At 70.3% G+C, this 13,166-nt stretch carries 1 protein-coding gene (cut by a window edge); it reads right to left on the bottom strand.

Features of this window, described 5'->3' with window-relative positions; all coding sequences use genetic code 11:
- Positions 1-13,166, bottom strand: the 5' portion of a protein-coding gene (locus D7V77_RS11885) for a non-ribosomal peptide synthase/polyketide synthase (protein ID WP_120576385.1). It extends 18,931 nt beyond the left edge of the window; only the first 13,166 of its 32,097 coding nucleotides appear in the window; its start codon is at positions 13,164-13,166; its stop codon lies beyond the left edge, outside the window.

Genomic DNA, 13,166 nt, shown 5'->3' with positions numbered 1-13,166 from the left:
ATGCCCGCGTCCTCCATCGCCGCCCACGCGCACTGGAGGAACATCCGCTGCTGCGGGTCGGTCCACTGCGCCTCGCGCAGGGACATGTCGAAGAACGCGGGATCGAACTGGTCGATGTCCGCGAGCACACCCTGCGCGGGCACGAACCCCGGATGCTGTGTCAGTGACACGCCCGGAGGCAGGCCGGGCATCGGCTCCAATTCCTCGGGAGTGAAACGGGAGATGGACTCCACGCCTTCACGCAGGTTGCGCCAGAACTCCTCCACCGACTCAGCGCCTGGGAAGCGCCCGGACATGCCGATGATGGCGATGGCGTTCGACGGCAACGTTGGCGTCGTCTCTGGCTCGGCTGCGGGCGCGGACTGGACAGGCATGGAGGGTTCAGCCGGTGTCGTGGGAGGAGTGGCCACTGGGGCGGGCACGGGACGCGCGGGCAGTCCTTCGCGCTCCAGTCGCCGGGCCAGTCCGTGGACCGTGGGGTGTTCGAACAGCCAGACCACGGGCACGTCGCGCTGGAGCGCCTCGTGCAACCGGCTGGCGACGCGGACCACGGTGAGCGACGTGCCACCCAGGTCCTCGAAGAAGTGGTCGTGGACGCCAACGCTCCGGGCGCCCAGCTCCCGCGCCCAGATGGTGGCGAGCTGTTCCTCCAGCGGATCCGCGGGCTCAACGAAGCGCCCCTTGCGAGCACTCGCCGCGACGTCCGGCGCGGGCAGGGCCTGGCGGTCCAGCTTTCCGGTGGCGGTGAGGGGCAGCACGGGCAGGGGGACGAACGCGGCCGGGACCATGTACTCGGGCAGCCGCTGCCGCAGGTGTTCGCGCAGGGCCTGCACGTCCAGCGCGCTGGCCACCACGTAGGCCACGAGCCGCTTGTCGCCGGGGACGTCCTCGCGCACGAGCACGGCCGCGTCGGTGAGGGCGGGCCAGTCCCGGAGGGCGGCTTCGACCTCGGACAGTTCGATGCGGTAGCCGCGCACCTTCACCTGGGTGTCGATGCGGCCCAGGAACTCCAGGCTCCCGTCCGCGCGCCAGCGCACCCGGTCTCCCGTGCGGTACACGCGCTCTCCGGGCGTGGTGGCGAAGGGGTGGGGGATGAAGCGCTCGGCGGTGAGGTCCGGGCGGGAGAGGTAGCCTCGCGCGAGTCCGTCCCCGCCGATGAGCAGCTCACCCGGAACGCCCACGGGCACCGGCCGCAGCGAGCCGTCCACCACGAACGTCCGCGTGTTCGGCAGCGGAGGCCCGATGGGAATCGCTTCGGCTGGGACGTCGTCGGGCCGCTCCATGCGGAGGCAGCAGGTGAAGACGGTGGCCTCGGTGGGGCCGTAGCCGTTGACCACAGGAAGGCCCAGCGTCTCCACCACGCGGCGCGTGTGCGTGGGGGACAGGACGTCCCCGCCCACGAAGAGCTGCCGCAATCCGCGCAGCACCTCCTGCTTCACGTCCACCACCTGCGCGAACAACCCCGCGGACAGGTAGAGCGACGTGACGCCGTGACGGCGGATGATCTGGCCCAGCAGCTCCAGGTCCGTGGGTGGCTGCGGCGGGAAGACCACGAGTCTGCCGCCGGACAACAGCGGGCCCCACAGCTCCAACGTCGACGCGTCGAAGGACAGCGGAGCCATCAGCAGGAACGTCTCGTCCGGAGTGAACCGGGCCCAGGGGGCACCGTGGAGGAGCCGCAGCACGCCCCGGTGCTCCACGGCGACGCCCTTGGGGCGGCCGGTGCTGCCGGAGGTGAAGTCCACATACGCGAGGTTCCGCGAGGAGAGCGCCACGTCCGGAGCCGTGGAGGGCTGTTCCTCCAGGCGCGTCTCCTCCACGAAGACGCACGGCACAGCCTCCGCGACCGGCAGCGAAGCCCGCAGCGCTCGGGTGGTGACGAGCAGTCGGGGCGGCGCGTCCTCCAGCATGAGGGCCAGGCGCCGCGCGGGATACGCGGCATCCAGGGGGACATAGGCCCCGCCCGCCTTGAGGATGGCCAGGAGCGTGACGACGAGCTCCACGGAGCGCTCCAGGCACACCGCCACCAGCGCATCCGGCCCCACGCCCTGCGAGCGCAGCACCCAGGCCAGCGCATTCGCCCGAGCATCGAGCCGCGAGTACGTCAGCCGCGCGTCACCCGATTCCAACGCGATGGCCTCCGGACGCTGCGCGACCTGGAGCGCGAAGCGTTCCACGAGGTTCGACTCACGTGGGTAGTCCACCCCTGTGTCGTTCCACGCCGTGAGCACCCGCTGGCGCTCCTCGGGGGTGAGCCATTCCACCTGGGCCAGGGGGATGTCTGGAGCGGCGACGACGGCGTCCAGCAACGTGCGCAGGTGTCCGGCCAGCCGTTCCACGGTCGAACGCTCGAAGAGGTCCGTGCTGTATTCGATGACGCCGCGCAGGCCGTCCGGAGCCTCGTGCAGCAACAGGCCCAGGTCGAAGCGGGCCGTGGCGTTGTCCACCGGCACGGGCCGGAGCGTGAGCCCCGGCGCCTTCAACTCGCCGGTGGGTGCGTTCTGGAGCGCGAACACCGCCTGCACCAGTGGGTTGCGGCTCAGGTCGCGAGCCACGTGCAGCTCCTCCACCAGCTTCTCGAACGGCAGGTCCTGGTGCTCGAAGGATGCGAGCGCCGTGGCCCGGACCTGGGAGAGCAGCGTCCGGAACGAGTCCCCTGGACGCACGCGCCCGCGCAGCACCAGCGTGTTCACGAAGAAGCCGACCAGCCCCTCCAGCTCCGAGCGGTCGCGGCCGGCGATGGGCGAACCCACCAGCAGCTCTTCCTGCCGCGAGTACCTCGACAGCAGCACCTGCCACAGCGCGAGCAGTGCCATGTACGGCGTCGCGCCTTCCGAGCGGCCCAACGCCACCAACCGTTCCACGCCCGCAGAAGAAAGGTGCACGGGAAGCAGTGCACCCTTCGTGGACTGGAGCGGCGGACGCGCCTTGTCCGTGGGCAGCTCCAGCACCTGGGGCGCCCCGGCGAGGTGCTGCTTCCACCACGACACCTCCCGCGCGAGCACGTCACCCTGGAGCCAGGAGCGCTGCCACACAGCGAAGTCCGCGGGCTGCACCGGCAGCGCCGGCAACACGGGTGTCCGGCTTGAAGCGAAGGCCTCGTAGGCGCCGGCCACCTCGCGGACGAGCACTCCCAGTGACCAGCCGTCGGAGATGATGTGGTGCATGCACAGGAGCAACAGGTGCTCCCGAGCATCCAGGCGGAGCAGCCGCGTGCGCAGGACCGGTCCCCGTCCCAGGTCGAAGGGAAGGGCGGCCTCTTCCACGGAGCGCCGCTGGGCCTCGGCCTCGCGGGACTCGCGGGGCATGGGGGGCAGGTCGGTGACCGGCAACTCCCATGCACCCGCCGGGTGCACGTGCTGGACGGGCTGGCCTTCCTTCATCGCGAACGTGGTGCGCAGCGCTTCATGCCGGGAGACGACGAGCTCCAGGGCGCGGCGCAACGCTTCCACGTCCAGCACGCCGTCCAGCCGCAGCGCGGTGGCGATGGTGTAGTGGCTGCCGCCCGGGCGAAGCTGCTCCACCACCCACAGCCGCTGCTGTGCGTAGGACACCGGCAGGTCCCGGTCCCTCGACGTGGCGACGAGGGCCGGGATGCGTGGTCCCTCGACACGCGAGAGGAGCCAGGCCTCCACACGCTCCGTGAGCCGGGCGACGGTGGGTGCATCGAAGAGGGCGCGCAGCGGCAGCTCCACTCCGAAGGTCGAACGCAGCCGGGAGACGAGCTGTGTGGCCAGCAGCGAATGGCCCCCGATGACGAAGAAGTCATCGTGCAGCCCCACTGACTCCAGGCGGAGCAGCTCCTGGAACAGCGTGGCGATGCGCTGTTGGAACAGCGTCATCCGCTCCGGAGCCACGGGCCCGCCAGCGACCGAGCGCGCATCCGGACCGGGCAGCGCCTTGCGGTCCACCTTGCCCACGGGAGTGAGCGGCAGTGCGTCCAGCGACACGAACGCGGAGGGCACCAACGGCGCGGGCAGTCGTTCGGAGACGAAGGCGCGCAAGGCCGTTGCCTCCACCGGAGCGCCGGGCACGAACCACGCCACGAGGCGATCCTCGATGACTCCCGCCACCGCTGCCTTCACCGAGGGGTGCTGCCGGAGGATGGCCTCCACCTCGCTCAGTTCGATGCGGAAGCCGCGCAGCTTCACCTGCGTGTCCATGCGGCCCAGGAAGTCCAGCGTCCCGTCCGCGAGCCAGCGCACCCGGTCGCCCGTGCGGTACAGCCGAGCACCGGGCACGTCACCCCACGGTGAAGGCACGAAGCGCTCCGCGGTCAGCTCGGGGCGCCCCAGGTAGCCCCGGGCCAGGCCGTCGCCGCCCAGGTACAGCTCGCCCGGAACCCCCACGGGCACGGGCTGCCCGTGCGCATCCAGCACGTACGTCTGGACGCGCGTCATCGGCCGGCCGATGGGCACCGACGTCGCGTGCTCCGGCAGGTCCACGATGTCGTGCGTGGTGACGCCCACGGTCGTCTCCGTGGGGCCATACAGATTCACCAGCCGGCCCGGAGGCCCCGCGCGCAGCACCGCGCGAGCCGCATCCGCGTTCGCGGCCTCACCGGCGTACAGGACCGTGCGCATCGTGGCGAAGGCATTGGGGACTTCGCGCGCCACCGTGTGGAACAGGGCCGTGGCGAACAGGGCCGTGGTGGCGTCCACCTCGCGCAGCGTGCGAGCCAGCTCCGCCGGAGCCAGCGTCACCTCACGCGGCAGGATGACGAGCCGCGCGCCATTGAGCAGCGCGCCCCAGACCTCGAAGGTGGCCAGGTCGAAAGAAGGCGTGCCCGCCTGCACGATGCAGTCGTCCGGCCCGAGTTGGACGAAGTTCGTGTCCCGCACCAGGTGCACGATGGATTGGTGCGTGATGCCCACGCCCTTGGGAGTGCCCGTGGAGCCAGACGTGTAGAGCACGTAGGCCAGTTGCCCCGGCCGCACCGTGACGTCCGAGGAAGCGGGCGCGGGTTTCTGGCCGGTTTCCTCCGCGTCCGGCTCCAGGCACACCGTGGGCAGGGAGTGTTCCGGAAGGGTGCCCAGCAGGTCCCGCTGGCCCACCACCGCGGAGATGCCCGCGTCCTCGAACATGAACGCGAGGCGGGAGCGCGGATAGGCGGGGTCCATGGGCACGTAGCAACCGCCCGCCTCCAGGATGCCGAGCATCCCCACCACCAGCTCCAGCCCCCGCTCCACGCACAGCGCGACCCGTGCCTCTGGAGGGAGTCCGAAGGCGCGCAGGCGCAGGGCCAGCCGCCGCGCACGTTCCGCCAGCGCTGCGTAGGTGAGCACCTGGCCTTCGTGCTGGACCGCGACGGCCTCCGGTGCACGGAGCACCTGTGCCGCGAGCAGCTCCGGCACGGTGTAGGGCGCGAGCGGACGCTGCGTGGCGTTCCAGTCCACGAGCACGCGCTGGCGTTCCTCGCCGTCGAGCAGCGAATGCTCTCGCACGGGCGCAGCGGGGCGGGCCGTGAGCGCGCCGAGCAGCGCCTGGAAGTGCGCCATCATCCGGGCGACGGTGGCGGGGGCGAAGAGGTCGGTGCTGAAGTTCAGGTCGCCGCTGAACGCGCCGTTCCGTTCCTGGAGGCTGAAGTCCAGGTCGAACTTCGCGGTGGTGATCTCCCCGCCACGCAGCTCCAGACGGAGGCCGGGAAGGTCCAGCGCGTCCACGGGCGCGTTCTGGAACGTGAACGCCACCTGGAACAGCGGAGACCGGCTCAGGTCCCGAGCCCCCTGCATGCCCTCCACCAGCTTCTCGAAGGGCAGGTCCTGGTGAGCGTACGCCGCGAGCGTCGTCGCCTTCACCTGGGCCAGCAGCGTCCGGAACGAGGCCCGCGGATCGATGCGAGCACGCAACACCAGCGTGTTCACGAAGAAGCCGATGAGGCCCTCCGTCTCCGCGCGGTTGCGGTTGGCGATGGCGGAGCCCACGAGCACGTCGTCCTGGCCCGTGTAGCGAGACAACAGCAACTGGAAGCCCGCGAGCAGCACCATGAACGGTGTGGCGCCCTCCCGGGCCGCCAGCGCCTTCACCGCGCCCGAAACGTCTGGGGACAGCGCCACGGGAAGTGAAGCTCCCCGGAACGACTGTGCGACGGGGCGAGGCCGGTCGGTGGGCAGCTCCAGCGCGGTGGGCGCGCCGTCGAGTTCCCGTCGCCACCACTCCAGCTCCGCCTGGAGCACGTCTCCCTGGAGCCACGAGCGTTGCCAGAGGGCGAAGTCCGCGTACTGGAGCGGCAGGGGAGACAGCGCCGGGGACTGACCGGAAGCGAAGGCCCGGTACAGCGAGCCCAGCTCGCGAGCGAAGACCCCGATGGACCAACCGTCGGAGACGATGTGGTGCAGCGTGAGCAGCAACCAGTGACGTCGTGAATCCAGCCGCAGCAACACGGCGCGCACGAGAGGCCCGATGCCCAGGTCGAAGGGCCGCGCGGCCTCGGAGGCTGCGTGACGGTGCGCCTCGGCTTCACGGTGGTCCTCGGGGGTGGACTCCAGCGAGACGATGGACAGCGTCAGCGTCGCTTCGGGATTGAGGCGCTGGACCGGCGAGTCCCCATCGGACACGAACGTGGTGCGCAGGACTTCATGTCTGCGCACCAGGGCTTGGAGGGACCGCTCCAGCGCCGAGGCATCCAGCGCGCCATCGAGGACCAGGATGCCGGGCACGTTGTAGAAGGCGCTGCCGGGCTGGAGTTGATCCAGGAACCACAGTCGCTGCTGCGCGTAGGACAGCGGCACGGGACCCGTGCGCGGCCCGGCCACGAGCGGCGGCGTCCCCGGTCGGGAGTCCTCCCGCGAGCGCAGGGCCACCACACGGACCGCGAGCGTCTCCACCGTGGGCGCCGCGAAGAGGTCGCCCAGGGGCAGCTCCACGCCCAGTGTCGTGCGCACGCGCGACACCACCTGCGTGGCCAGCAGGGAGTGGCCACCCAGGTCGAAGAAGTCATCGTGGATGCCCACGCGAGGAACGTGCAGCACCTCCGCGAAAACGGCGGCGAGCTGTTGCTCCACCGCGTCGCGAGGCGCGACGTACGTGTCCGCCGAAGCCACGGGGGCCTCGGGAGCGGGAAGTGAGGAGCGGTCCAGCTTGCCGTTGGCGTTGAGGGGCAGGGCGTCCAGCACCACGACGACGCTGGGGATCATGTAGTCGGGAAGTCGCTGCTGAAGCTCCGAGCGCAGGGCCCTGCCGTCCAGAGATTCACCAACGACGTAGGCCACCAGTCGCTTGTCTCCGGCGGCGTCTTCGCGCACCACGACTACGGCTTCGTGAACGCCCGGCAGTCCGCGCAGGGCCGCTTCGACCTCACCCGGTTCGATGCGGAAGCCGCGCAGCTTCACCTGGAAGTCGGTGCGGCCCAGGAAGTCCAACGTGCCGTCCGCGCGCCAGCGCGTCCTGTCGCCGGTGCGGTAGAGCCGTGACCCCGGTGTCGTGCTGAACGGATGGGGCACGAAGCGTTCGGCGGTGAGGGCGGGCTGGTGGAGGTAGCCCCACGCCAGTCCCTCGCCGCCGACGTACAGCTCTCCCGGCATGCCAGGAGGGACCGGCCGCATCGCCGGATCCAGAACGTAGGCGGTGGAGTGGGGCAGCGGTCGCCCGATGGGAACGGCGGTCTCCACGGTGTCGCCTGCCTGCATCAAGTGCGTGGCGGAGAAGGTGGTGTTCTCGGTGGGTCCGTAGCCGTTGAGCAACACCGAGCCCGGACGCATCCGCGCCAGATGTTCCCGCACGCGAGAGGCCGGGAGCACATCGCCGCCCGCAAGCACCTGCGCGACGGAAGCGAGGGCCTCCGGATGATGCACGGCCATCTGTTCAAAGAGGGCGGCCGTGAGCCACAGCGTGGTGACACCGTGCCCTGTCAGCACCTCTGCGATACGCGCGAGTGACAGCTCTCCCGGCGGCGCGAGCACGAGCCGGGCCCCATGAAGCAACGCGCCCCAGATTTCGAGCGTCGACGCATCGAACGCGGCCGGCGCAAGCTGGAGGAAGACCTCGTCCTGGCCGAAGCGAATGAAGTCGCTGCCCACCACCAGCCGCAACACGGCGCGATGCGGGACACAGACACCCTTGGGCGTCCCGGTGGAGCCCGAGGTGAAGAGGACATAGGCCAGCCGGTCGCCTGTCGCGCGCGGCTCCGGCGGCACAGTCTTCGGACGCGAAGCCAGCCGGGACGCATCCGCATCCAGCAGCACCAGTGGCGTCATCAGCGACGGCAGTTCATCCGCGAGCGCCTCCAGCGTGATGACCATTCCTGCCCCGGACTGTTCAAGCAGGAGGGACCAGCGCTCGGGCGGAGCATTCAGGTCGATGGGGACATAGGCCGCGCCGGTCTTGAGCACCGCGAGCAGCGAGACGATGAGGTCGGGCGAGCGCTGCAACAGCACGGCCACGCGGCTGCCTTCGGAGATGCCAGAGGCGCGAAGGTGGTGCGCGAGCTGGTTCGCCCGCGCATCGAGCCGTGCGTAGGTCATGCTTCCGGACTCGGATACCAGCGCCACCGCGTCTGGCGCCCGAGCGGCCTGTTCCTCGAAGCGGGCAGTGATGGAATGCGCGGAGAAGTCCCCGACAGCGGAGACGCCGCTCCAGTCCTCCAGCACCTGACGCCGTGCTTCCGTGGGCATCAGTGGCAGCTGCGCCACCGGGACCTCCAGTTGTCCGGGAAGCGCTTCCAGCAACGAGGCGTAGCCCTGCAACAACGCCTGGAGGAAGGCCGGGTCGAAGAGGTCGGTGTTGTAATGGAGGCTGCCGGTGATGCCGTCCGGCGACTCCTCCAGGATGAGGCTGAAGTCGTACTTCGACGGAGTGAAGGGAGGAGGCAGCTCGCGCAGCGTGAGGTCCGGCAGCCGCCACTCCGCGGTGGGTGCGTTCTGGAGGGTGAGGGTGACCTGGAAGAACGGCGTATGGCTCGGGTCGCGTGCGGGCTGGAGTTCTTCCACCAGCTTCTCGAATGGGACGTCCTGGTGTTCGAAGGCGCCGAGCGTCGTGGCGCGCACCTGGGCGAGCAGCGTCCGGAACGAAGCGCGTGGATCGATGCGCGCACGCAGCACCAGCGTGTTGACGAAGAATCCGATCAGTCCCTCTGACTCCGAACGGGTGCGGCCCGCGACCGGAGCGCCCACGCTGACGTCGTCCTGTCCGGCATACCGGGACAGCAACAGTTGGTACGCGGCCAGCAGCACCATGAAGGGGGTGGCCCCCGCCTGTCTCGCCACGGAATGCACGCCGTCCGTCAGCTTCCGGGACAGCCGCACCGCGAGTTGGTCCCCCGAGAACGTCTGCGCCGCCGGGCGCGGCCGGTCCGTGGGAAGCATCAAGAGCGGAGGTGCATCCGCGAGCTGCTCCCGCCACCACGCAAGCTGCGAGGTGAGCACCTCTCCCTGAAGCCAGGAGCGCTGCCACGCGGCGAAGTCGGCGTACTGGATGGGAAGTGGCGGAAGCGAAGGACGCTGGCCGGAAGCGAAGGCCCGATAGAGGGCAACCAACTCGCGCACGAGCACCCCCGTGGACCAGCCGTCCGAAGCGATGTGGTGCGTGAGCACGAGCAGCACATGCCGCGTCTCTTCCATCCGCACGAGCACCGCGCGGAAGATCGGGCCCCGCGCCAGGTCGAAGGGCCGCTGCGCCTGCGCGGCGACGAAGTCCCGCAGCCGGGCATCACGTGTGCCCGGAGGCGGCAGGTCCTCCAGGTCCACGAACTCGAACGGGCATGACGACGGGGGCGCGATGCACTGGACCGGCCCGTGGGCCCCGGAGGCGAACGTGGTGCGCAGCACCTCATGGCGTTCGATCAGCGCATCCAGGGCCTGCCGCAGCGCTGGAACATGGAGCGCGCCTTCGAGCAGCACGGTCCCGGGCAGGTTGTATGCAACGCCACCGGGTTGAAGCTGCTCCAGGAACCACAGGCGCTGCTGCGCGAAGGACAGCGCGAGCTCGCCCTCCCTGCTCACAGGGCGCAAGGGAGGCGCCTGGAGGCCCTCGCTCCGGCCTCGTGCCTCCTCCAGCGCCGAAGCCAGGGCCGCGAGCGTGGGCGCCTTGAAGACCGCACGCAGGGGCAGCTCCACCTGCAACGCCGCCCGGATGCGCGAGAGGAGCTGTGTGGCGAGCAGCGAATGTCCCCCCAGCGCGAAGAAGTCATCGTGCACGCCCACGCGCTCCACGCGCAGCAGATCCGCCCAGAGCGAAGCCAGCTGCTCCTCCGTGGGATTGCGCGGCGCGACGTACTCCTGAACCACCCCCGAGGCCATGTCCGGCACGGGCAGCGCCCTGCGGTCGACCTTTCCGCTGGACGTCAGGGGCAGGGCCTCCAGCGAGACGAAGGCACCGGGCACCATGTACTCAGGGAGCCTCTCCGAGAGGAACGCTCGAAGGGCCTCCGTCCCCGCCACGTCCGTCCCTCCGACGAGATACGCCACCAACCGCGTGTCGCTCGCCGTGACGCCCGGGAGCGCCACGACGACGGCCTGTCGCACGGCGGGGTGCTGCTCCAGCGCGGCCTCGATTTCGCCCAGTTCAATGCGCAGCCCGCGCACCTTCACCTGGAAGTCGGTTCGGCCCAGGTACTCGATGGCGCCATCGGGCAGCCACCGGGCAAGGTCCCCCGTGCGGTACAGCCGGGCCCCGGGCGTGTCGCTGTACGCGTCCGGGATGAAGCGCTCCGCGGTCAGGTCCGGGCGGCCCAGATACCCGCGGCCCACCTGCACACCCCCGATGAACAGCTCTCCGGGAACACCCAGGGGCACCGGCCGCAGCGATGCGTCCAGCAGCCGGATCACCGTATTCGCCACCGGATACCCGATGGGCACGGAGCGCCCCAGCGCGCCGCGGACACACTCGTACGCGGTGACATCCACCGCGGCCTCGGTGGGGCCATAGAGGTTGTGCAGCCGCGCGCGAGGCAGCCGCGCCAGGCACCGTTCAGCCAGCTCCCGCGGCAGTGCTTCACCGCTGCACACCACCTGGCGCAGCGACGCGCACTGCTGCAGGCCGGGTGCTTCCAGGAACGCCTGGAGCATGGACGGCACGAAGTGCGCGACGGTGATCCGCTCCCGCGCGATGAGGTCCGCCAGATAGTCCGGCTCCTGGTGTCCTCCGGGCCGAGCCACCACCAACCGCGCGCCCGTCATCAGCGGCAGGAAGAACTCCCACACGGACACGTCGAAGCTGAACGGCGTCTTCTGCAACACCGCGTCGCCCGGTGACAGCGGCAGCGCCCCCTGCATCCACAGGAGCCGGTTGACGACGCCCGCGTGCGCGTTCATCGCGCCCTTCGGCCGCCCAGTGCTGCCAGAGGTGAAGATGACGTACGCCAGCGCGTCCTCGGAGGCCACCGGAGGCGGCGCGCCGGACGGATGCCGATTTACCTCCGCCCACTGGGAGTCCAGGCGGAGCACCGGCACGGAGTCCCCAGCGGGCAGCCGCGCCACCAGCCGTTCCTGGATGAGCACCACGGCGGGCCGGGCGTCCTCGAACATCCACGCGAGCCGCTGCGCTGGCAGGGCCGGATCCAGCGGAACGTACGCCCCTCCTGCCTTCAACGTCGCGAGCAGCGCCACCACCAGCTCCAGCGACCGCTCCAGCATCAGCCCGACGCGAACCTCCGGCCCCACGCCCATGGACCGCAGGTGCCACGCGAGCTGGTTGGCCCGGGCATCCAGCTGCGCATGGGTGAGCGCCGTCTCTTCAAACGTGACGGCCACCGCGTCCGGAGTGCGAGCCACCTGCGCTTCCACCAGTTGCTGCAGCAGCACCCCGCGAGGAAACGCTTCCCGGGGCCCGTTCCACGCATGAAGCACGCGCTGCCGCTCGGTCTCATCCAGGAGGGACAGCTCCGACAGGCGCGCATCCGGCCACGCGACTGCGTTCTCCAGCAGGACGCGCAGGTGTCTCATCAGCCGCACCATCGTGAGCTCATCGAAGAGGGCGGTGCGGTATTCGGCGGTGAGGCGCAGGTCGTCCGCCTGTTCGAAGGCGAAGAGGGTGAGGTCGAACTGCGCGAAGCCGCTGTCCACCACCTGCGCGTCCAGCGACAGCCCGGGCAGGCGCACGGTCGGAAGGGGCGTGTTCTGCAGGACGAACATCACCTGGAAGAACGGCGGTACGTCCAGTTGACGCGGAGGCTGGAGCACCTCCACCAGCTTCTCGAAGGGCACGTCCTGGTGCGCGAAGGCCTCCACCGACGTTGCCTGCACGCGGCCCATGAGCGAGCGGAACGATGGATCCCCCGTGAGCGATGTTCGCAGCGCGAGCGTGTTGACGAACAACCCGACCAGCGGCTCCAGCTCCGCGCGCGAGCGTCCGGCGACAGGCGTTCCGACCGTGAGGTCGTCCTGCCCGGAGTAGCGCATGAGCAACGCCTTGAAGCCCGCGAGCAACACCGTGAAGAGGGTGGTGCCCTCCTGCGCCGCCAGGGTCGAGAGCCGCTGGACCAGCGCGGTGGGAAGCATCGAGGACACGGTCGCGCCCCGGCTGTCCGCCTGTCCTGCGCGAGGCCGATCCGTGGGCAGCGACAGGACTGCCCGCGCATCCAGCCGCGAGCGCCACACGTCGATCGACGCCTCCAGCGCCTCCCCCTTCAATGACTCCCGCTGCCACACGGAGAAGTCCGCGTACTGCAGTGCCAGCGCGGGCAGCACCGGCGCCCCGCCCGAAGCCAGGGCCTCGTAGATGAGGCCCAGTTCGTGCACCAGCAGGCCCATGGACCAGCCGTCGGACACGGTGTGGTGCAGCGCGAGCAGCAACAGGTGCTCGGTGGGGGAGACAGCGAAGAGCACGGCGCGCAGCAGTGGACCCTGCTCCAGGTCGAACGGCGCGCGAGCCGCTTCGTGCAATCTTCGCCAGGCCTCCGCGGCATCCGTCACTGGCACCACGGGCAGGGGCACGTCGAGTTCGGGCGTGATGCGCTGCCACGGCCGTCCGTCCTGTTCCACGAAGGTGGTGCGCAGCACCGCGTGGCGGCTCACCACTTCGTTCAGGCTTCCCGCCAGCGAGGGCACATCGAGCAGGCCCTCCAGGCGTACCGAAAAGAGCAGGTTCAATCCGGTCTGTCCGGGCGCCAGCCGCTCCTGGAACCACATGCGCTCCTGACCGAACGACGCCGGCACCCGCGACGTGGGGCGGCGCTTCTCGCGCAGCAGTTCCGCCAGCCGCGCGCGCTTCTGCTCAGGGGTGGAAGCCAT

The sequence above is a fragment of the Corallococcus sp. CA041A genome, from assembly GCF_003612075.1.
Classification (GTDB): domain Bacteria; phylum Myxococcota; class Myxococcia; order Myxococcales; family Myxococcaceae; genus Corallococcus; species Corallococcus exiguus.
This window is presented reverse-complemented; position numbering and strand designations above follow the sequence as displayed.